15 protein-coding genes are annotated in these 22289 nt (G+C 40.7%); 5 read left to right on the top strand and 10 right to left on the bottom strand.

Going from position 1 to position 22289, the window contains the following annotated elements; translation table 11 throughout:
- Nucleotides 1–20 precede the first annotated feature (20 nt).
- Together EJ103_RS12610 and EJ103_RS12605 are read left to right on the top strand one after the other, a co-directional pair.
- The gene (locus EJ103_RS12610; RefSeq protein ID WP_004586197.1) at nt 21–671 is read left to right on the top strand and encodes a response regulator transcription factor; all 651 of its coding nucleotides are present in this window, start codon (nt 21–23) and stop codon (nt 669–671) included.
- Between the two features lie 275 nt (nt 672–946).
- Entirely contained in the window at nt 947–2542 is a 1596-nt protein-coding gene (locus EJ103_RS12605) for an AbgT family transporter (protein WP_126007954.1), read from the top strand.
- A 309-nt stretch (nt 2543–2851) separates the two neighbouring features.
- On the opposite strand, the gene purU is transcribed toward EJ103_RS12605, so the two are convergent.
- Both purU and EJ103_RS12595 read right to left on the bottom strand, forming a co-directional pair.
- Nucleotides 2852–3682 carry a formyltetrahydrofolate deformylase gene (gene purU, locus EJ103_RS12600; RefSeq protein WP_024033106.1) on the bottom strand — a complete coding sequence of 277 codons (831 nt, stop codon included), beginning with the start codon at nt 3680–3682 and terminating at the stop codon, nt 2852–2854.
- A gap of 296 nt (nt 3683–3978) precedes the next feature.
- Complete coding sequence (locus EJ103_RS12595) at nt 3979–5865, bottom strand: hypothetical protein (RefSeq protein WP_126007952.1); 1887 nt, start codon at nt 5863–5865, stop codon at nt 3979–3981.
- 343 nt (nt 5866–6208) lie between these two features.
- On the opposite strand from EJ103_RS12595, the gene EJ103_RS12590 reads away from it, so the two are divergent.
- The 3 genes from EJ103_RS12590 to EJ103_RS12580 all read left to right on the top strand — a co-directional run bounded on the left by EJ103_RS12590 (nt 6209) and on the right by EJ103_RS12580 (nt 9731).
- Nucleotides 6209–7186, top strand: a complete 978-nt coding sequence (locus EJ103_RS12590) for a DNA topoisomerase IB (protein WP_004586201.1) — start codon at nt 6209–6211, stop codon at nt 7184–7186.
- 211 nt (nt 7187–7397) lie between these two features.
- Nucleotides 7398–8714 (top strand): L,D-transpeptidase family protein, encoded by a 1317-nt coding sequence (locus EJ103_RS12585; RefSeq protein WP_126007950.1) that lies wholly within the window; start codon nt 7398–7400, stop codon nt 8712–8714.
- A gap of 15 nt (nt 8715–8729) precedes the next feature.
- Nucleotides 8730–9731, top strand: coding sequence for a D-Ala-D-Ala carboxypeptidase family metallohydrolase (locus EJ103_RS12580; RefSeq protein WP_126007948.1), 1002 nt, complete (start codon nt 8730–8732; stop codon nt 9729–9731).
- A 105-nt stretch (nt 9732–9836) separates the two neighbouring features.
- Here the strand turns inward: EJ103_RS12580 and EJ103_RS12575 are convergent, their stop codons facing one another.
- The 8 genes from EJ103_RS12575 to EJ103_RS12540 all read right to left on the bottom strand — a co-directional run bounded on the left by EJ103_RS12575 (nt 9837) and on the right by EJ103_RS12540 (nt 21888).
- On the bottom strand, nt 9837–10148 hold the full coding sequence (locus EJ103_RS12575) for a hypothetical protein (protein WP_029774557.1): 312 nt from the start codon (nt 10146–10148) through the stop codon (nt 9837–9839).
- An 84-nt stretch (nt 10149–10232) separates the two neighbouring features.
- Nucleotides 10233–11597 (bottom strand): exopolysaccharide Pel transporter PelG, encoded by a 1365-nt coding sequence (pelG, locus tag EJ103_RS12570; RefSeq protein ID WP_126007947.1) that lies wholly within the window; start codon nt 11595–11597, stop codon nt 10233–10235.
- Nucleotides 11585–13102, bottom strand: coding sequence for a GT4 family glycosyltransferase PelF (pelF, locus tag EJ103_RS12565; RefSeq protein WP_126007945.1), 1518 nt, complete (start codon nt 13100–13102; stop codon nt 11585–11587). The genes pelG and pelF overlap by 13 nt, the downstream gene beginning before the upstream one ends.
- On the bottom strand, nt 13095–14078 hold the full coding sequence (locus EJ103_RS12560; protein WP_126007943.1) for a protein PelE: 984 nt from the start codon (nt 14076–14078) through the stop codon (nt 13095–13097). Before EJ103_RS12560 ends, pelF begins: the two co-directional genes overlap by 8 nt.
- Nucleotides 14071–15366 (bottom strand): PelD GGDEF domain-containing protein, encoded by a 1296-nt coding sequence (locus EJ103_RS12555; protein ID WP_126007942.1) that lies wholly within the window; start codon nt 15364–15366, stop codon nt 14071–14073. Before EJ103_RS12555 ends, EJ103_RS12560 begins: the two co-directional genes overlap by 8 nt.
- Nucleotides 15363–15878 (bottom strand): hypothetical protein, encoded by a 516-nt coding sequence (locus EJ103_RS12550; RefSeq protein ID WP_055252862.1) that lies wholly within the window; start codon nt 15876–15878, stop codon nt 15363–15365. Before EJ103_RS12550 ends, EJ103_RS12555 begins: the two co-directional genes overlap by 4 nt.
- A gap of 14 nt (nt 15879–15892) precedes the next feature.
- Entirely contained in the window at nt 15893–19180 is a 3288-nt protein-coding gene (locus EJ103_RS12545) for a tetratricopeptide repeat protein (protein WP_126007940.1), read from the bottom strand.
- Nucleotides 19180–21888: an endo alpha-1,4 polygalactosaminidase gene (locus EJ103_RS12540; protein ID WP_126007938.1), complete on the bottom strand. Its 2709-nt coding sequence runs from the start codon at nt 21886–21888 to the stop codon at nt 19180–19182. Before EJ103_RS12540 ends, EJ103_RS12545 begins: the two co-directional genes overlap by 1 nt.
- Nucleotides 21889–22289: the final 401 nt, after the last annotated feature.

Raw genomic sequence — 22289 nt, 5'->3', positions numbered from 1 at the left:
GAATTTATTAGGAGCGAACCATGAGTCAGTTTTTAATAGCGGATGATCATCCGTTATTTCGCGAGGCACTAAAAGGAGCATTAAGTGCTAAGTTTGACGATTTAGAGGTATTTGAATCATCAGATTTTGACAGCACATTGCAAGTACTTAGCGAACAAGAAGATCTTGATATATTACTGCTAGATTTACACATGCCAGGTAATGGCGATTTATATGGCCTGATCCGCATTCGCGAAGACTACCCAAGCTTACCCATAGCGGTTGTCTCAGGAAGTGAAGACATAAACATAGTGTCTAAGGTAATGGGTTATGGCGCAATGGGCTTTATTCCTAAGTCATCATCTTCAGATGATATTGCTAATGCTATAAACCAAATACTAGAAGGCGATACGTGGCTTCCAAAAGAGTTAAAAAATAAAGTAGCCGAAATAGAAGGAGAAGACAGAGAAATTGCCGCGCAGGTTGCATCGTTAACGCCGCAGCAATATCGTGTATTGCAATACCTTCATGAAGGGTTACTAAACAAACAAATAGCCTACGAACTACATATTTCTGAGGCAACAGTCAAAGCACACATTACCGCAATTTTTAGAAAGCTTGGCGTTTATAACCGTACCCAAGCCGTTCTTATTGCAGCTAAACTACAACTAGAACCAATAGAGCAAGCTTAAAATATTAAAAGCGCTAAAATCTGTTTATCGTTAGGCAAAGCCGTGCCTAGCTAATGAGCTTATTGCCTGTTAATAGGTGATAAGCGCTTACAAATACCAGATATGCGCTGCTCTGGGTGATATGGCAAGACTGAATAAACTTCAATCCACAAAAGCCAATACACTCAAAGCAGCGCTTTTTAAACTTAAAACCTACACGTCATTTACCTTTTATACATGATCTCTTTTGCAAACAATGCTAGGTTAGCGCAATTTTGTAATTTATAGAGCCAAGTATGACAGACTCCACACACTCACCTAATAATCAACCTAAAGACAATAACGGCTTATTTAATCGCTTTTTAGCAACCGTTGAGTTTTTAGGAAATATGCTTCCTCATCCCATTACTTTATTTGCGATATTTGCGGTTTCAATTGTGCTAATTAGTGGTATTGCTGATTGGTTTGGGCTAAGCGCAATTGACCCAAGACCGATTGGGGCAGCAGGGCGTGCGCCTGATGGAGTAATTGAAGTTGTTAGCTTACTCAGTGCTGAGGGGCTACAGCGTATTATGGCTGGCCTGGTTACTAACTTTACCGGTTTTGCGCCTTTAGGTACAGTATTAGTGGCACTACTTGGGGTCAGTGTTGCAGAGCATTCAGGGCTACTCTCTGCTGCTATGCGAGGCATGGTTATGGGCGCGTCAAAGCGTTTAGTTACCTTTATGGTGGTGTTTGCGGCCATAATGTCTAACACAGCTTCTGAGCTTGGCTATGTGGTGTTAATTCCGCTTGCAGCCATGATATTTCATAGTTTGGGGCGCCACCCTTTAGCTGGCTTAGCGGCTGCATTTGCTGGTGTTTCTGGCGGCTATAGCGCTAACTTACTACTTGGCACAATAGACCCATTATTAGCAGGTATAACTACGCCTGCAGCACAAATGATTGACCCAACGTACGAGGTTGGCGCCGAGGCTAACTGGTATTTCATGATGATATCAGTATTACTTATTGCCGCACTGGGTACACTTGTAACCGAAAAAATAGTAGAGCCGCGTTTAGGTAAATATAACCCCGATGAAGCCAGTATCGACTTGTCACAAAACAATATTGATACACTTACCACGTTAGAAAAAAACGGTCTAAAATGGGCGGGCGTTGCTCTGTTAGTGGTGCTGTCGTTATTTGCTTGGACGATTATTCCTGCCGATGGTATTTTACGCCACCCAGAAACAGGCCAAGTGGCAGGCTCGCCTTTTTTAAAAGGAATAGTCGCAATTATATTTGTAACTTTTAGTGTGCCAGGCTTTGTTTATGGGCGTGTTGTTGGCAGCATGAAAAACGATAAAGACATTATTAACGCAATGAGCAAAAGCATGAGCTCAATGGGTTTATATATAGTATTAGTATTTTTTGCAGCCCAGTTTGTGGCCTTTTTTAAATGGACTAATTTAGGCACTATTTTGGCAATTAATGGTGCAGCACTATTACAAGCGTTAAACCTTACTGGCCCAGAAGTATTTGTATTGTTTATATTAATGTGTGCAATGGTTAACTTGAGTTTAGGATCGTCATCGGCGCAGTGGGCGATTACAGCCCCTATTTTTGTGCCTATGCTTATGCTTATTGGTTACGCGCCAGAAACCATTCAAGCGGCGTATCGTATTGGTGACTCTGTGACTAACTTAATCACCCCAATGATGAGCTATTTTGGCTTAATTTTAGCGGTGGCAGTTAAATATAAAAAAGACATGGGTATAGGAACGTTAGTGGCCACTATGCTGCCATACAGTATTGTGTTTTTTATCGGTTGGGTCATTTTATTTTACGTATGGGTGTTTGCTTTAGGCTTGCCAGTAGGGCCTGAGTCACCTATTTATTACACACCTTAATGGTGGATGCCAATTTACAATTAAATACGGTGTCGGATAAAACACAGCTACAGCTAATATCTGACTCTAATTAAGCTGTTAGGCATAAAAAAGCCAGCAAAAGGGGAGAGCCCTGTTGCTGGCTTTATAGTATGTAAAAAGGGGTCTTATACCAATCCGCAATAATACTTAATCATTTTAAGGGGCTAAACGTGTCGCTATCTGCGTTAAAAAATTCTCATTTAGAGCAACTAAATAGCGAATTTTTTGCCTTGCTATCAACACGTTTATCCATCCTCAAAATAGATCACTTAATTATGCGCAATGGTATTAGCTAAATACCACGGTTTTATTACCGTTAATAAATAGTTTGTGTTCAGAAGCTAGTTGTAAGGCTTTACTAAACACGGTTTTTTCTACGTCTTTACCCATTTTAGCCATCATTTCAGCGGTGTTAGCGTGCGTTACGCTGGTAACGTCTTGTAAAATAATAGGGCCTTCATCTAGCTCATTATTTACAAAGTGAGCCGTAGCACCAATAATTTTTACGCCGCGCTCAAATGCTTGATGATACGGTTTAGCGCCAATAAAGGCCGGTAAAAACGAGTGGTGAATATTAATAATTTTGTTCTCAAAACGACCCACAAACTCAGGACTTAGTATGCGCATGTATTTTGCTAAGCCAATAATGTCAGGGTTATAAGAGGCAATTAAATCACCTACTTTTTCATCATGCTCGGCGCGACTTAGGCCTACGTGCGAAACAACATGAAAAGGCACATCAAAGCCTTTTGCTAATGGCTCTAAATCTGGGTAGTTGGCAATTACAGCTAATACTTCAATATTTAACGCTTGCTCAAACTGTTTAAGTAATACAGACCCTAAGCAATGTGCTTCTTTTGTTGCAAGCAGTACCACTTTAGTTTTTGTATCATCATGTAGAGCAAGTTGTGCACCCTCAGGTAATAAAGCGCGTAATTGCGATAAAAAGTCACTTTGTGGCTCGCCGGTTAGTTCAGTGCGCATAAAAAAGCGCTTGGCGTCTTTATCTACAAATTCGTTATTACGTGTAATATTTAAATTGTGCGCGTGGCAAAGCCCTGTAATTTTGGCAATTAGGCCTACATCGTCGGCACATTGGGTGGTTAGTATATAGCTCATTTTCCTCATTCTTACCCAGTTTATAATTGCTTCATTATTTGGTTTTTAACGCATAAAGCAAGGGGTTTATGCGTAAATTTAGAATTAATCGGTCAAATAGGTATAAATGATTCAATAAAGTGAAGGACAATTAAAAATACGTTAATAATAAGGCAGATAAACACCATAAATTTTAACAAGCGGGTATTTAAAAAAGGTTTAGTGGTAAGTATTTAGTGCGCGCACGGTTTGTAACCTAGTTGCCTAGATTAAAACCGCGGCGCAGTTTAGCTTTTACAAATATAGCAAAGCGATTATTAAGCTTTAGGCTCTGGTGTCAAGTTCTCTTCTTGCCTTAGGTAACCTGCGGCCTCTTCATCCTCTTTTGTTATTGCTTGCTGAGTAGGTATTGCACGGGTTTGTTGGTTTAATTGATGTATTTGCGATGCATTACCTAAATCGCGCTCACTGGTAATTGAAGCAATCGATTCGCGGTCTTTTAGAAAGGCAATTACATCATTTTTAATGGCTTGTAATTGACCTTCATCTTTGTGCATTTCCATTATATGGCGAGGATGCTCAAGGTTTTTCATACCGGTGGCAGCAAACGTGCTCGTAATAACACGAGAGACAATGACCCATGGCGTGATACTGCTGCGCACTAAGGTGTTTTCTGAGCGGGTGCTGTCGTGAATACCTGTCCCCGTTGAAATTTTAGATTCGGTAAATGTGCCTTCACATTTAAAGTACACAAGTAATGATTCAAACTGCATTTCGGCAAAAAATAAATGAGCACAGTTAGCCAGTAAACGAGCAAAGGCTTTAATAATCACTGCTATTATTAAAATATGAACACTGCTCATTAGTAAGCTACTAAACTGTATAACGTTTTGATTATTAAACGCTTGCTGTAAATTATTAATATTAGCGCTATCTATGTAGTAATAAATATCTATTAATGAATAGGCTAACCACACCGTTAATACTAATGCCACAATATAAAGTAAATTAGCACTTATTAGCGCAATTAATCTGGCTAGGGTAAAGTTTTTACCTAGCTCCATAGCATGTAGTTTAGGCTGAACCTCTTGAATCATTTCGCCTTTAAAACCGCCTTTACCCTCTATTTGCTCTTGCAATTTGGGGTCTAGCTCTCGGTAAACTCTATTAGGCACTTCTTTGTAGCGTCTATTTGCCATGACAAGATTATCAAGGTTTATAAATACTTCATCAGGGTGAACAGACTCTTGCCAGTTTTCACGTAATTCTGACACTTCGGCGGTAGGGGTCACTGCGTTTAAGCGTGCTTTGATCATTGTAAATACTAATGCGCAGCTTAACGTTGCTAATATAATAATGGCAATGAGGTATATGCCAGCATGCAAGTTTGGCAGTTGTGCCATCCACGCGTCTATTTCTTGTTTGCTGATATGTTGCTCTTGCATTAGCCACGACATAGAAAGGCCAATAACAATCGGTAAAATAAACGACAACGAAATAATTTTAGCTAATGTACCGCCTCCCAGCGCTTCAATGTTTCTTTCAGCATTGCGAGAGATAGGTTTGCTACTTGAACGCCAAGAAAAAAGCACATAAAACATTAAAATAGCACTGTAAACCGGAAAGGCTAATTCGCCAGCTTCCCCAGTAAAGCCCGACAGCGAAACAAACGCTACAAGCCCATAAGCAACTAAAGCAACAAGCGTGCTCACCCATGAGCCAAATAATCGCTGCGCTACATTTCGAATTGGGTAAGGTAAAAATAACAGTTTGGGAATTAAGCTGTGTAACAAACGAGATAAAAATCCGTTAGGCTCTTTAAAGGTACTGTTTTTACGACCAACCAGCATTTCTTCGAGTGATTGGGCGTTATAGGCTACTTCTTTTTTTTCTTCTTGCGCGGTAGAGCTCTCAGACTTACTAAAATTGTACGCAAGCGACGTAGGGTGGTTTCTGCCAACAAAGTACTTTAAGGTGGCATAAATACCTGACGATAAAGAGCGAATACCCAGCGCTAAAATAAACATGCCAAATAACATTAAAATCCAGCCTGCGGTGGTACTTTCTTTCACCGAGCTTGCAGCTATAACAAGTAAACTTACGCCTGCTACCGACTCAATAATACCTCTTAGCGCGGTTACTTTACCTTCCAACTTAAAGGGGTTTTTTAACCCAAGATCAATAGAACCATAATCAAATGCCATTGTATGCTCCTTGTAAACAGCACATTATTTAAGGGGGGTTACCAGTTTTGCAATAATACTTAATCATTTGCGGGACCAAACCTAGTGTTAGCTATGTTTTCCGGGCTCAAATAGACTAATTAATTAAGCGAGTTGGTATTATTATCCGTGTATATTTTGGCCAAAATGAGCATAGCTAAACGGTACCAAAAGGTGCAGTTTATATACTTAAGCAGGTAATTAAACTAAACGGATTTTTATATTATTGTTCAATTTTTGATTATATATCAATAACGTTGTTCAGTTTAAGGTTATTTTACAGTGATACATTTATTGATGGTGGTTTAAGTTGCTAGGAGCATAAATGAAACTAATCTACGTAGATGATAATTTACCCGGTATAACCCGTAAGCGTAAAAACAAAACGTGGCTGTACTTTGACCCAATAGGAAAGCAAATTACCGATCAAAAAGTGATTGATCGTTTAAATGCGTTAGCGTTTCCGCCCGCCTACAAAAATGCTTGGTTTTGCCCTGAAGAAAATGGCCATATTTTAGCAACCGGGGTAGATAGTAAAGGTCGTAAGCAATACCGCTACCATGAAGATTTTAGAGCTCAACAAGAGGCGAAAAAATACCAAGCCTGTGGGGTGTTTGGCAATAAGCTGCCATTACTGCGTGCCCGTTTAGAAAACGATTTACAAGGGGATGAGCTCAGCGTAGAGCGCACATTAGCTGCGGTAGTTAGGCTTATGGACTTAGGTGCATTGCGGGTAGGTAACGAGCGAAATGTAAAGCAAAACAAAAGTTTTGGCGCCACAACCCTGCGCAATCGCCATGCTAAGCTTACGGGTAAAAATATACAGCTACGGTATCGGGCTAAATCGGGCAAAGAGCGCGAGGTAAACATAACCGACAGAGTGCTTAGCCATGTAATTAAAGACCTACAAGATTTACCCGGTCAGCATTTGTTTCAATATATAAGCGATGGAGAGCGCACAAACGTAACCTCTAGTGAAATTAACCAGTATATTCAACAAATAATGGGTGAGGACTTTAGCGCTAAGCACTTTAGAACCTGGCGAGCCAGTGTTATTGCCTTTAAGCAACTTGTAAAAGCAAAAGGCGCACTTAGTTTAAAAAGTATGCTCGAGAGCGTGTCTGAGCAGCTAGGTAATACGCCCGCTATTGCCCGTAAATCGTATGTTCACCCGGATTTAATTGCCTTGTGTAAAGAGGATGAACAAACCCAAACAGCGTGGCGAGAGTCGCTTTCTTTACCGCGAAAAACAAAATACTTGAGTCGTTATGAGCGTGGCTTTTTAGCCTTTTTAAAAGACTAATTGCTATAGCAACTTTACACACTACAGCAACCAAATTACATAATTGCGTAATTGAAGTGTTTTTTAACCAGCATGTGAAAGTTTAAAAAGTTATTAAATTTCAGTGTGTTGTGTTTTTATTTTATTTTGGCACCTGCATTGCACCTTCAAATTACTGTTAAGCAGTAAGTACAAAAGCATTTATCAATGATATTTAGCGAGGAGGTACAAAGTGAAGGGGTTATTTTCAAAGGCATTGTCTACAAAGGTAAAGCACATTACGTTACACGCTACGCTTGCAGGCTGCGTTAGCGCCATGCTAACAGGGCAAGCGCTAGGCAGTGCAGATCTTGAAAGTGTGGCACTTGCCAACTCTTCATTGACCACTTACAACTCGCAACAACAATTGCAAAATGGCGATTATTATTTTGATCAAAATGCAGCACAGTTAATAGCGCGCACCGAAAAAGCAATTAACTGGTACACAGAAATAGTTAACAGTGGCGGGTTTACCCCTTTATACACTAATGAGTTGCTTGAACTTGGCAGCACCAGTAAGGCGGTGAGTCAGTTAGCGCTGCGTTTGTATCAAGAGCGTGACTTAACCAGCAATGTATGTGACAGCGCAATGTGCACATTTGATAAAACCATTGAGCAGGCTGTGCAGCAGTTTCAGCGTCGCCACGGTTTAAAGGTTGATGGGCGAGTAGGAAAGCGTACCTTAGCTAAGCTTAATGTACCCGCTAAGAAAAAATTGGCTAAATTAAAGCTTAACTTTTACCGCATAACTAACTTCGCAGGCTCAAGTGATTCGCAGTATGTGTATGTAAACATACCTGAGTACACATTGCGCTATGTAAAAGCAGGCGAAGTAAAACTACAAAATAACGTTATTGTGGGTAAGCCGAGTTGGGAAACTCCTGCCTTTAGTGACGAAATCGAAAAATTTGTAGTAAACCCTGAGTGGCGCATACCAACCTCTATTGCAACCAAAGAAATAGCACCAAAGGTGGCAAAAGATCCTCAGTACCTTGCTAAAAATAATATCGAAGTTAGAAAAAACAGCTACCTAGATTCTAAAACAGTTAATCCCAGTAATATTGATTGGCAGGCTATTAAGCCCTATCAGTTTGATCACTTTTTAGTTAAGCGTGCAGGGGATGAAAACCCACTTGGCGAAGTGAAATATTTGTTTCCAAATCCTGAAGCCATTTATGTTCACGATACGCCAGCAAAGCAGCGTTTTAACCAGTCGCAGCGTGCGTTATCACATGGTTGTATAAGGGTTGAAGAGCCATTTTCATTGGCACGTGAAATAATTAAGCACCAAGGTGAAGAGCGCACCCTTAAGCAAGTGGATAAAGCCAGAGATACCGATACCACTCAAACCTTTTATTTAAATGAGCCCTTACCTATTCATTTAGTGTATTGGACGGCGTGGGTTGATGAAGACATGCTCGTTAATTTTAGAGACGATATTTATCAACACGACGCAAAAGCATTACTTAAAAACGAAGATCAGTCAGTCATTGCTGCATTGATTAAATAGACTATGAGAGGATTTATGCCGTTTATACCGTGTATTTTAGGCTGCATATTAGCGCTTTGCGTAAGCGTAGGTAGTTATGCCGCCGAGCCCGTGAAAAAAGCACACCCAAGCGTTGATATTCAAAATAAAGCAAATTTTGAAGATGCAGAGTTTAGCCTAAAAATTAACGACATAGTAATGCCGTATTCGGTGTTTTCTGTATTTGTGATGCCTAATGAGGCCGTTGAATTTGAAGTGCTTTACGCACAATCAAAACGACCCTATTCATTACTTAATAACCATAGCAACGCCACCTTAACTGATACAAACCGCTGGCAGTGGCAGGCGCCTAAAAAGCCTGGCTTAACACGGGTAATTATTGAATCCCCCGACAAAAAGCAACGTATGACAATTAATGTGTTTGTTAAAGTACCTGCAGATGAAGTACAAGGTGGAAAGCTTAAATATTACCACATTGGTCATTACCCAACACCCTCACAAATTAAAGATAGTAAGCATTACATAGTGCCCGATGGTTTTGTAAAGGTGACCCCAGAGAACGAAAATATAAAAATATCACCGCATTTTTCTCTTAAAGAATTTGTGAGTAAGCAACGAAGTAAGCACCCTAAATACTTATTTTTACAAAACAAGTTGTTACTTAAACTTGAAAAAATACGCAAAGAGCTGATTTTAGAAAACATACCAGTTAAAAATATGGTGGTAATGAGCGGCTACCGCACCCCTTATTACAACAAAGCCATTGGTAACGTAAAGCTTAGCCGCCATGTGTTTGGCGATGCTGCCGATATATTTATAGATAACGACGGCGACTACCGTATGGATGATATAAACAACGACGGCAAGCACTCTATTGGCGATGCACGAGCTATGGCTGGTATAGTGGAGTCGCTCGCTATGCGAGAGTCATTTAAAGGCTTACTTGGCGGTTTAGGTGTTTACGGGCCAAAATCGCATCGCGGTGCATTTATACATGTTGATACGCGTGGTTTTAAAGCGCGCTGGGTGAGTAAATAACCACATAGCTTTTTTGTGTTGGTAAAAAATGATGCGAGTAAAAAGCCAAACTCTTTTCCACGTTAAATTTGGCTAGTGTTGCTCTTAACTTAAAATATTGATCACTTACATGTGATCAATATTTTCTCGCTCTGCTATAAGTTTAATAACTCGCTTCTCTTTCATCATAGCACTACTTTCTTCAAGTAATACATCGCTAAAGGCTGGGTCAAATATTTTAGGTTTGTTGAAGTTGCGTAGCATAGAGACAACCCAAGTAGATGATGTATCACAATAATTTTCTTCTGAAGCTTTTATCTCCAAATTTTTTAAAAGTTTATAAACTTCAATTGCACGCTCCGGATACGTGTAATCATCAACTGCTATCCAAGCTTCACGCAACTCTTGAAGTGAATAATTTAAATAATTAATTTCCATAATATATTCCATTAAATATAGAGAAACTCAGTACGTTTTCAGTCACGTAAAAGAAGACGACTTTTATACCGCTTTTATAATATATTATTGCAGCATAAAAGTTTCGTACTCAAGCTCTTCAAATTGTTTTGATAGCCAATACAGACCAATTACAGATGTAATTATGGTCGAGAGCGCAAAACCGTAACCATAAAACTGTGGCCCTAATGCAATTGAGGTAATCGTAAATACGATATTGATAAACAAAAACAGCCCAGATAAAAATAATACGGTGGCACGCTTATCTAAGTAAAATAAAATATTTAAAATAGACAAAAATATAACCTGTACACCTACACCCACCACATCAATAAACAGTAATGTTTTATAGTTAGGGTCTATGCCTATAAAGGTCAGTATTTGCTCGCCCCACAGTAATAAGCACGCAACGGTTATACCTTGGATTTTAAATATATCGTAAAGGCCGCCTTGCGCTGTTTGCACCATTTTATCTTTTAGGTAAAAAATTTCTTCAAGCGATGAGCCACCTCTAATAGCGGTATAAAAACGGTCGTATTGTTCTACAAAGTCGGTTTCCATTCTGACTAAAAATACCGCCATTCCTGGAATAATGGTTAAATAGGCTAAAAATATAGGCAAGTCGTAAATAGGGCTTGCTCTTAATGTGCCTATAATTTGAATAGAGGTAGCGGGGGAGTACCAAAAAATAATTTTATCGGCCCACACGCCTATGTTGTAAAAAAGCCCACAAAAAAATAGGCTGTAATACACTTTTTTGTTGTTTAAAAAATCAAAACTAATGAGTCTACCGCCAGGGTAGCGACGAATAATCATAAACAAAAAGCTAAAAAAGAGCAGCGCTTCACCGGCAAAAAAAGCAAAAAACAACCCGTCTATTTGCCAGTCGCGCAGTAAAAATGCCAGTAACACCATAAAGCTGTAACCGCTTAACATGGTCACTAAAATAAGCCGGTACTCCTTCATTCCCGACAAAAATATAGCGCCAAGCCATTGGTTACATAAGCTTACAAACGCCCCTAATATTATTATTTTAGTCACAACAGGTAGCGGTAGTATTGGCCATACAGCTAAGCCAATCAGTAATGCGGCAAGGGTGGTAACTAGCTGCGCGCCAAGTAAATTAGGCAGCACCTGCTCGTCCTTTTTTTGAAAAAACAGATCGGCAACAAAACGCGTTAATAATAGCTGCAGACCGCCGGTCAATATAAGGGACGCTGCCATCATATACGTAATAAGCGTTAAAAACTGAATAATTAATACTTTTGGCAGCACGACACCTAGGCTTAAAATACCAATTAGCATGAGCGCAATGATAGAAAGCAGCCAAGGGCCTGAGCCTATTAATCCCGCATAACCGTATGCTTCAAAAACAGAGAGTAGGGTGTTTTTTTTGAGAATTTTACGTATCTCAAAACCTATTCCGGCCATGCGATTGTATCCTTGTAAAGTTTATCGTAGCGGGCAAACATATGGCTCTCGTCGTAGTATGTTTTAACACGGTTGAGGCCGTTTTGTTGGTACTGATACCATGTTTGCTCATTTTCCAATAGGGTGATTATTTGCTGTGCGGTTTCGCTGGGTGAGGCAATAGAAACTACTTCGCCAGCTTTACCAAGGGTCCTATCTTCCTCGCTTGCCCCTTCTATTATTTCTCGGCACGAGCCCACGTCACTTGCAAGTACAGGTACGCCTGCTGCCATTGCTTCAAGCAGCACTAATGGTTGAGCTTCAGAAATTGAAGTCAACGCAACAATACCTAGCTTTGGGAGTATTTCGACGATGTTTTTCATGCCGGTAAACGTAATGTTTTTGTCTAAATCTAGGCTGCTTACTAGTAGCTGGCACTCTTTGTAATACTGTGGGTCTTCCTCAAAAGGGCCTATGATCCAGCCTTCTATCTCTGGCAGCTCGGCTTGGACCTCTTTAATAGCACGAATAAAGGTTTTAATATCTTTAATTGGCACTACACGGCCAATTAACCCAACCACCATAGGGACCGATTTAGGTCTTGCGTTAAGCGCATCAACAAAGCGTTTTGTTTTTATACCATTAGGCACTACCGAGGCTTTACTTTCGCTGGCACCATCTTTAATTTGCCTTTGTCTATTCCCCTCATAAAGCGAGATGATTTTGTCGGCTTGGTTATAAGTAGTGCGGCCAATTTGCTCAAAAAAGCTGATCCACATTCGGCGAATAAAGCCCATTTCAGTATTTAGGTTTTTACCTAGGCTTTGTTCAGACTCTTTTATCCAGCTGGCCTGTATTAAATCTATTTTACGCTCTTTAGTATAAATACCGTGCTCGGTAAGCAAAAATGGCGTGTTGTGTATAACGCTTGCACCTGCGCCCAATATGCCAGCATAGCCTGTCGAAATAGAATGAATAAGTTTAACATCGGGGAGTGAACGGGCTATTTCGGCTATTTTAAACAGTGGTTTATACAAATTTCTGTACGACCAAAAAAAGTCGATAAATGACGATTCATCGCAATAGGTTAAATAATAGTTTGCCAGCACCTGCCACGACGACTCGCTGTATAAAAAATCGGCTTCGTTGATGCCGTCTTTTTTAGCTAAATTTTCAAAGGCAAACTTTACCAACTCCGTCGGTATTGGGTCTTTACAGTCACGGAAATACCCTTGCAATTGCTGCCAAAAATCAAACAGTTCTTTTTTATATTTAACGCCATGTTTCGCTTTTATTTTTGTACTGTGTTGCGTAACTAAATAATGCACATGCAGCTTAGTCACATTACTCGGTAGCGTGTACTGAATGTCGCCGTAGTGTTCGGGTGCGCCACCAACAAACACTAATTCAAAGTTATAGTGAGGCAGGCCTTCTATAATTTGGTGTACCCAGCTCGATACGCCGCCCCGTACATAGGGGTAAGTGCCTTCAAGTAAGAGTAAAATGTCGGCTTTTTTTTCACTCATGCCAATACTCCTGTAAATGGCGTAACTCAGAGCCTTTAGGCTGTAGTGCTAGCTCTTCAAGATAGCGCTGACAGTCTGTGTAATTGTGTAATCCAAAGGCAACTTCGGCTTTATAAGGTAATACGTGGCGCCTAGCCATGCCTAATTGCGTGGCTAAATTTAAGCTTTGCTGCGCCTCATCTAATTTACCGAGCGCAAGTTGAATTCGCCCTAAAAACACATAGCTTGCTGGCTGAGGGTTAAACTTTATACTTGTTAAGGTTAGTGCTTCTGCTTTTTCTAGTACGTACCTTTTAAGTGCGCCTTGTGCTAAGCCTAAGTAACTAAGCTCCCAATAAAGCTCGGCTTGTTGGCGTTGCAGATTGCTTAATTTAGGTTGTTGCGTGGTATTGGCTATAGCGTGCTGGCATTGGCTTATTTTTTCGTTCAGTTTAGTTTCTTTGCTATCAAGAGTTGAATAGGCAAGTAAGCGAATATCATCTTCTAAGTCTTTTAAAGCCAGCTTGAGTATAGGAATAGCTTGGGCATCGCTCATGTGCCGTGCAGCCATTACTGCACTTAGGCGTTTATTTGGCTCACTGGCGTGTTTTAAAATAGCTTTTAGTCCACCCATAGAGTAAATAGGCGTTGCTGAAACACTTCTTGCTTCAAAGGGCAGGGCAGGAACCTTGTGCTCTACAATATCAATGTCGTTGTTTTTAAGCGGTTTACTAAGGGCAAAAGTAATGGCAAATACCACCCCTAAAATACCAAATACAGGCAAGGTAAATAGCAGTAAAAATAACAGTGCCGAACCACTTTTTAAGGTGGTTTTGTATTTGTTAGGAATAAAAGCATGGCTTACAAAGGTAAAGCACAGGCTAGCAATGCCATGTAATAAAACAATTAACAGCCAGTTAGGCGCATCTAAAATATGCGCAAAAGCAAAGTATTCACATAAACAGCCAATAAAAGTGGCAACGATAATTTTAATCATGGGATGCAACTAACTTAGCGATGTGTTCGCTGCTTATAGGCAATGCCATTTGTTCTTCTATTTTAATTTGCAGTTGCTCAACGGTTTTACCAAAGTGCTCGATACACCAAGTATTAATACGCGATATAAAGCCACTTTTGTCCAGTTCACTTGCCATTGGCATAAGCAGTAAAAGTGTGTGGTTTTGACTATCGTAAAGATAAATATCTAAACCTCTGCGAGCTTCACTTAAATACTCTAATAATTGGCGCGACTCTTCACTTGTTTGCATTGCTTTGAGTTTAAGCAGCTGCGAGGGAATATTATAGCGTTTAGCTTCTTTGTTCGCCCTGCGTAGTTGCCTTACAAAATAAGGGGTTTCTTGTGGGGTCATTACCGGGTTGGTAATTTCATGACGCAGCAAATCGCCAATGTTACCGGCCATAACAGCTAGCAAAGTAAGTGTGGTGTTTTTAAGGGCAAAAAATTGAATGCTTTGTACTAAAATTACCCCGTAAATAGTGTTATTAATATCAACCAATGGGATAGCAATATGGTATTGGCTAAATTTATTTTTAACCTCTTTAACAGAAACCAGCTCGCGCTCTTCAAACATGGCTTTAATAAGGGGGTCTTCCCTATTTAGCTCGCCCATAGCACCTATGCTTGCTAATGGCTGCTCTATTATGGTGTGGTTTTCTACTTTATAAAGCGCTGCTTTTTCAAGTGAGCCATATTCAACAAATAAGTTTAAAATGCTATTTGCCGCACTGTCTAAGCGTCTTTGTGTTAGTTGCCCTATAACGGCCCGTACCGCTTGGAGCGATTCGCGCAGGCTAAGAGTATGACCTGCTAACATTTGCTCAATCCGGTCGTGGGATGAGTTTATTAAATGGTATTGGCGGGTAAAGGTTTCTAATCGGTTAGTTACATACTCAAGCTCAATACTTTGCTGTTGATTAGTGCGCTCCCATACATCTCTGAATTCGCCAGCAATCATAATTACAATTAAATAACCAATCATGGCGTTAATATTAAATTCGTTAGGTTGCGCTAATACTTCGCTTTTGCTTAACAGCAATTGCCCGGCTAATAAACATAATATGCTTATAAAGCCTTTTGAAAAACCATAGCGCAAAGCCACTAACAGCGGCCCAAGTACCGGCCACGAAAACCCATTTTCCGTCCAAAAGGGGTCTTCGGCGTTAAATATAACCGGCAGCACAATTGCAAGCGCGGTAAATACAATTACCTCAGCCCAAATTTGTAGCTCAGGGACCTCTCTTGGTCGAAAAAAATGTGTTTTCACTCACTAACCTCAATGTACGAAATTAAATCGGCGATGACATCTTGTGCTGTCGCGGCAATACTGTCGCGTCCCCAGCCACTTTTTGCGATAGTGCCCGTCCAAAGTGGTGTTGTTTGACCTTTGGCCGTTAAGCTAAGTGTAAGTGCGACTACCGGCTCGCCGTCTAGACCCGCTTTATAACGCCATTCTTCTATGCTACCTGATAACACATAGTCTGTTTGCTGTGTGCTTAACCACTGCATGGCGTTATCAAGACGGTATTGATCGTCAAGTGGCGGAAGGTCTTTAGTGTTACTGCGCGGTGCACGTAATAACGTAGGAAGCTTATTTTGCTGCCAAATACTTGCAAGTATATCTTCTGCACGTTCACCGGCTAAGGGGGTTTGCGCATGATTTACCAAAGGCATTAAAGCCACGGTAGTTGATGGACCTAGCTCTACATCATCAGCCACACGGCTGGTGGTACATGCACTGAGCACTAATACCAAACACGGTATGATTAAACGAAACATATTCTCTCCTAACATTAAAAATGTACGTAATAGCCTAATTGTAATTGTGTATCTGAGTTACCCACTTTATTACTACTTTGATAACCCAGCTGTAATTTAAATAAATCATCCCCTAGCACTGACCAGCCCGCACCACTTGATACTGAAATGTCGAGGGTGTCGTTTAACGTTTGATAACCCGTACTGATGTCGAATAACCACGAGGGGCTTTCGCCTAAATAAGGGGGAGCTAAGTTTGAGTTTGACGAAAGCGAAGTGCCCAGAGCAAAGCGCCTAAAAGGTTGTATATTAATAAGCAGCGGTCGCGCTCTTTGATCTATGCCTAAAGGGGCTAATGTGCGTTCAAAGTCTTGCCATTGAGCACTAAAATAAGTACTCCAAATAGGGCGGTCTTTTAAAATAGTGTATTGATAACGGGCGTTATATTCTTGCCCGCTGATAAGCGTTGAGCTATCACTGCGGCGCTTAAATGCCATGGCGGCTGCCGAGAACTGCACGTTTTGACGCCCATCAATAGCGTAATTTATATAAGCCGTGGTTTTATTTAATTTAGCAAAGCTAAGTAAGGTTTCTGATTGGCGGTTTTCAACGTTGTGCTCAAGTTTTACACCTACCTGCGTGCGCGAGTCCCACTGGTAACGCGCATCTAGGCTCAAGCCTTGGCGGCTCATTAAATTGCCCTGATGAGAGTCTACTTTTGCATTAAAGTACCAACGACCCCACGTCATTTTATCTTCTATGGCAAACAGTAAGCCGTTGTTATTTAAGTTTTGTTGATTGCTAATGCTAAGTTTCCATTGCCCTTTAGCATACGGAAAATAAACATTTACATCGTACTGGCTGGTATTTAAACCGGCCTCAGGGGATAGGTTAATCTCTAATGCTCTAAAGTAGCTGGTGCGGGCGTTACGTAATAAAGACGTTTCGGCTTGTGTTGGCTCTTGTGTTAACTCCTCATACCAACGCTGCATAGTTGCATAAGGCTGCCTTAAATAGAGCAAAGCACTTAGCTCATCTATTTTTCCTAACGTTTGCGTATTTACCAGTGCCTTTACTTTATTAAACTCGCCGTTGCTCATAGCCAATTGTAGCTTTTGCCATGGCTCAAGCTTTTGTGCTGCGCGTCTGGCTAACCACCAGTTGGCGGTTGCGTTGTTTATAGCCTCAGGCGCTATGTCATCTAAGCTGCTAAATTGGCGTAAGTGGGGCACGGCCATTGCGCCGGCCCATTGGATCATTAAACCTCGGTATGCGTATTTGTCTTTTGGTAAATGGTTTAATAAATAATGTTTAAGTTCGCTGGCATTAGCGTAGTAGCCTAACTGGTTCATAACATCGGCTAAATTTACTAAAGTAGTTAAATCTCGAGGGTTACTAATGGCTAATTGGCGCAGATAAAAATAAGCACTATTAAAGGCTTTTTGATGAATAGATAAACTCGCCAATAATTGTGCCCACTCTCGGCTGGGTTCATTGCGTGAGTAGTTAGCTAAAATACGCTTAATCATAATGGTGTCGTGCATTTGCAATGCAAGCCAGCCTTGCGCTAGTACCACATCGGGATTGTATTCACTTAGTTTTGCTGCGCGGTTAAGTGTTGTGTATGCGTAATTTAAGTCACTTTGATTTTGGTACCAGTTTGATAATATTAGCCATGCAGGGTAAAGCGCTTTATTATAACGTTGTTTTTCAAGAGCCTGATGAGCACGAGTAACGTGTTCTTCATCGCCAATTTGCGTGCTTAATAAAGTAATTTGGATTAACTGTCTATCAGTGAGTGCGGTTTGTTGCCATAGGTAATTTAATAACCCTTGTGGGTTGTCGGCAAATTTTAGCTGCTGATAATGCAGCATATCACCTACACTCAGTGGGCTGATGTTTTTTAATTGCTCTAAAGCGTACAGCTCTTCTTTTTTATCATTTACACGCAAAGCCATATCGACGCGGGCACCCCAAAACTCATCATCGTTACTACGTGCTTTTTGCTTTAAAATGGCCAAAGCGGTTGTAAAGTCATCGTTTAACCAATGCGCTCTTGCAAGCCAGAGTAAGTCTTCTTCGTTTTTTGGCCCTGCGTAGTGAGGCCACAAGGCTCTCAGCCCAGCTAAATTACCGGTATCGTGTAACACCTTGGCTTTCCAATATTGTGAAAGAGGTGTTTTTCCGTTTATTTGCTCATAGCGCTCAATATGATTAAGCTCTTGTTTTGCATTACCAATAAATTCGTTGGTTTGCATCCAATTTGCAAATCCGTTGCCTTTAAGCTGTCGGTTTTGCGCTTTATATTCGTAAATGTCGTTGGCATCTTGATATAAGTATAAGGCATTCGCATCATTAATGCTGTCGGTCAGCATAGCTACATCAACGGCTTTATGGGCCATTAACCATTTAAATTCTTTAAGCGCCTGTTTAGGCTTATTTTGCCAGCGCATAATTTTCCAATTTAAAAGCCTTAGCGCTTTATCATTGGGTGTTTTAAGTAATAACTTTGCGATTAATTGTTCAGCTGCGTTTGCATTGCCATTGGCTAAGTTTAAATGCATGGCTTTGGTTAAATATTCGCTGTTATTAGGCTGAGTTTTTAATAATGTTTCTACTGTTTTTAAGGCTTCTTTATTATCACCCGCTAAGCTTGCAAAATATAATGTACGCTCGGTATTAGCGGTATCACCGTATTTTTTCCACCATGTGTAAGCTTGTTTTGGATTGTTAGCACCCAGTGCGGTTTCAATGGCTTTTTGGGCTACATCGGCATTAATGTGGGTTTTATAAATAGCGAGCGCTTTGCCAGGCTCACCTGCGCCTAACCAAAAATCAGCGGCTAATAATGGCTGCGCGTGTTGCTCATAATATTGTGCTACGTTTGCATTGAGCCCCGTGGCTTTAGCTATATTTAATAACTGGCTATCCCAGTGTTTAAATGCCGCAAGTTTAAGTGTTAGTTCTTCAAAACGGTCATCTTTATTTGCGCCGCTATCAACCCACAATGCGTATAAAAGTTTTATTTCTAATTCAGTTTTTGTATCGCTTTTAGGGAGTTTTTCAAGCTCGTTAGTCGCTTGCGAATACTCATTTAAGCTCAGGTGAATGGCTATTTTTTTGGCGCGTAGTTTTTCATTATTAGGGTCGCTACTTAATGCGGCATTTAAGTAGGTTTTTTCAAAGGTATAATCTTGTGATAGCGAGTCATCTTCAAAAAATAAGGTGTGCGGAAACAGCGCGTAAAGTGAAAAGCAACTTACCGCTAATATAATTAAAATGGTTTTAACTGATACTAAGTGAGGGCGCTTTTTGTTATTCATTATTGAGCCCTTCTTGCGCAGTTTAAATAGCCATAAAATTCGCCAGCAGGTAATGAAAACTGCGTTGTATTGCCAAAGGTTTTTCCGCTAAAGCGCTTTCCCATATGCGAAATGAAATGACAACTGCGAGCATTTTTAAGCTCAATTTTAGCCTCAATCCACGCTTTAAAGCTGACAGGGCCGTTTACCTGCCAATTACTAAACGCGACATTAGCGGAGAGCAAATAAGGTTGGTTATCTGGCGTTGTATGATCAAAGTTAATTGTGGCTATTTCATCGCCCACGTGAATATAGTTTCCTTGCGCGGTTACCCCTAAAATACCGTGGCTGTTAGTCATATTGGGCACATCAAAAATAACAGGCAAGCGCAGCGTTTTTATATATTTAGAACTAAATAGCCATTCGCCGCGCGTATTTTTAGCAAGCGCAGAAAAATAAAAGTCTTTGGCAATGCGTGCATATTGACTTAAATGCACCGGGGTATTTTCTCTGGCTAATACGTAATCAATATTGTAATGCAGCGCATCAAGCCCTGCTGGCACTTCGCCAGAGTAAAAATGAAAGTAAATTGTGTAAGGCTTTAATCTGTATGGTTTCTCGGTTATTTCAAATGTTTCTACTAAGCGCTTAAAACCATAGTAAGGGCCGTGCCATAAATTGGTGTAAACATTTTCGTTTAAAATGGGGGCGTATATTTGATACAGCAAATCTCGCTCAGGACGGCCAATAGGTGATATATGCGACAAGCTTGGATTGTCGGCATTTACGTCGGTATTTCCTCCATTAACGTTAATTACACCGGCATCGCGCGCAAGTTCGAGGGCTTTTGGGCCTGGGGTTGCATCACCCGACCATAGCATCATCACTGTTTTTTTATTTTTTGGTGCGAGCCGCTCATTAATGTAATTTATTGAGCCGGTTATTTCTTTATTTAAATCGATGGCGTCATATCCCGGTACATCTAAATGAAACCCGTAGTCGGTGTCGTCTTTATTTATTTCTTTTCTACCTGATAAGGCTGTCCAAAAATAGGGATGGCTGTAAGTGTGTGATGCCACTTCGACATAAGGAAGCGCAAAAATTTCTTTGGCTATTTTTTCAAGCTTTGGGCTGTCAGCGCCATGCAATCCGTTAGGCTCAATATCGGCTTGGATAATTGAGGAGGTAAGTGGTAGCTTGTATTTTTTTATAACTTCATCGCGCACAACTTCTGCTGCGTAAGGTTTACCTGCAAAGTGCGCAATGCTTGTAAAGCCGTCGCCATCAATATGAAGGGTTAGCATACGCCGGCCGCTTAATGTAGTTGTATCTGGGGCTAGTATAGGCGCAAGCCCCATTGCCTTAGTTAACACGGCTTTGGGGTCTACAACCCAGTTACTGCCCTCCATAGGCAACGTATCTATAAGCCAAGGTGCAGCGATAAGTGCGCCGTACTTAGTTTTACTTCCTTGGGTTAGGGTGGTGCCATCTTCAGCGTGTATTGATATTAATGATTGCGCATTCTCTGCAAGTGTTAATAAATAGGGCTTTACAATAGCGGGCGCAGTGGTTGACTCACCTTTGAGCCAAGATGCCATAGCCGCGAGTTTATAAGGCCCATTTGAAGGCAAATTAAAAGGCTCGACTCCTAAGCTTTCAAGTAACTTATTAGAAGGAGGGAGCTCGCCAAGTACCAGTTGCGGTACCACGCCTAAGTTACTTTCGAGCCACTCAATAACCTGTGCATTATAAAATTGATCGCTCGTCGTCCAAGAGATAATGCCAGCATGGAGGCTGGTATCTACTTTAGGTAAAGGCGTGTTAGCCATGTCTATGTAATCAGGTATGTAGCCTAAATACTCAATCATTGTGGCAAGCTTTAGGTGAACCGTGGTGTATATAAGTGGCTTTACATTACTGTTGTATGGAATAAGTATGCGCCTAGGCACTGGCTGTATATTTGATGTCCCCCAAGTTTGAAGGTGCCCATCAGTAACCCAAGGAGCATAACCTTGGGCAATAATTTGCTTAGCCATCGCAAGGCGCTGCTGTGGTTTAGCGTAATCAATTACCTGTACGTTAAAGCCCAGTGATTGTGCTTTATGGAGCTTTTCATTTAACCAAGCTTGATCGTTCTCAGTGGTAAGTTTGTAGCTGTTATCTACTGGATTAAAGTGGCTAAATAGACCCTCGGCAACTAAATCAGAGGCGTAATCGTTAAGCTGTGGCAGTAGCTCAAACCCTCTGTTTAAAATTAAATGTTTATTAAATGTACTCGACAAACCTTTAATTATATTCACAAGCCCCACTTGTTGAGCCGCTTTATCGTAATCGGGTTTTAATAATTGGTAGCTGTCGAGCGTATCTAAAAATAAACCGTTAAAGCCTCGTTGTTGTAATTCACGTGCTTGTTTTTGCAGGTGTTGTTGCCAATGCTCAGCGGTTAAATCAGCAATATGGCTATTCCAGTGTGGGTTTTTTGCTACTGAGGATTCATTTTCAGTAAACGATTCTCCCACACTTAAATAAGCGAATACGCGAGTGTTGCGCTCTTTAAGCCAATTAAGTTCGTGTTGAGTAATGCTTTGCGGCTGCACAACAACCCGTGAATAAAAGGTCATTTCGGCCAATGGCATGGGGGATGAGTAATAAAAGGCAATGCTCTTGTTAGCAGGTTGAGCGCACACGTTTAAACAAATCAACAACGTTAGATATAAGAAGTACTTCATTATTATTTTTAAAAACCACAGCCTAAGTTAACGTTGAACATTGTCCCGCTTTTTGTATAGGTATTTATTATTAGAATTGTGATGATTATATGTTAAATAAAAATGCCTGGCTACCTTAATGTGAGATGAATCGTGGTGGGATTGCTTGAGGGTTAACTAAGTAAAAGGTAATGAAAACGCCTTACTGCACAGTGTTTTCGATAAAAAATTGCGACTAATGTCGAGTGATAATGTATATCTAAAGCGCTGTAATCTAATTATAATGCGCCCACCTTGCCAGCCCTTGGCAACCCCCTGCGCTATTTATAAATTGATATAAATAGTGACATATTAAATGCTTACTTTATTGCGTTAATTACTGCAAAGCAGACAGTGATAACGTGCATACCCTATTTGTGGAG

The organism is Pseudoalteromonas sp. Xi13 (assembly GCF_003952205.1).
In the GTDB taxonomy this organism is placed as follows: Bacteria; Pseudomonadota; Gammaproteobacteria; order Enterobacterales; family Alteromonadaceae; genus Pseudoalteromonas; species Pseudoalteromonas atlantica.
The sequence above is the reverse complement of the archived record's forward strand: the minus strand, read 5'-3'. Positions and strand labels throughout refer to the sequence as shown.

Bases quoted from the DNA above. Each gene is read 5' to 3' on its own strand.
- EJ103_RS12610 (WP_004586197.1), top strand. From the start codon at position 21: ATGAGTCAGTTTTTAATAGCGGATGATCATCCGTTATTTCGCGAGGCA.
- EJ103_RS12605 (WP_126007954.1), top strand. From the start codon at position 947: ATGACAGACTCCACACACTCACCTAATAATCAACCTAAAGACAATAAC.
- purU (WP_024033106.1), bottom strand. From the start codon at position 3,682: ATGAGCTATATACTAACCACCCAATGTGCCGACGATGTAGGCCTAATT.
- EJ103_RS12595 (WP_126007952.1), bottom strand. From the start codon at position 5,865: ATGGCATTTGATTATGGTTCTATTGATCTTGGGTTAAAAAACCCCTTT.
- EJ103_RS12590 (WP_004586201.1), top strand. From the start codon at position 6,209: ATGAAACTAATCTACGTAGATGATAATTTACCCGGTATAACCCGTAAG.
- EJ103_RS12580 (WP_126007948.1), top strand. From the start codon at position 8,730: ATGCCGTTTATACCGTGTATTTTAGGCTGCATATTAGCGCTTTGCGTA.
- EJ103_RS12575 (WP_029774557.1), bottom strand. From the start codon at position 10,148: ATGGAAATTAATTATTTAAATTATTCACTTCAAGAGTTGCGTGAAGCT.
- pelG (WP_126007947.1), bottom strand. From the start codon at position 11,597: ATGGCCGGAATAGGTTTTGAGATACGTAAAATTCTCAAAAAAAACACC.
- pelF (WP_126007945.1), bottom strand. From the start codon at position 13,102: ATGAGTGAAAAAAAAGCCGACATTTTACTCTTACTTGAAGGCACTTAC.
- EJ103_RS12560 (WP_126007943.1), bottom strand. From the start codon at position 14,078: ATGATTAAAATTATCGTTGCCACTTTTATTGGCTGTTTATGTGAATAC.
- EJ103_RS12550 (WP_055252862.1), bottom strand. From the start codon at position 15,878: ATGTTTCGTTTAATCATACCGTGTTTGGTATTAGTGCTCAGTGCATGT.
- EJ103_RS12545 (WP_126007940.1), bottom strand. From the start codon at position 19,180: ATGAATAACAAAAAGCGCCCTCACTTAGTATCAGTTAAAACCATTTTA.
- EJ103_RS12540 (WP_126007938.1), bottom strand. From the start codon at position 21,888: ATGAAGTACTTCTTATATCTAACGTTGTTGATTTGTTTAAACGTGTGC.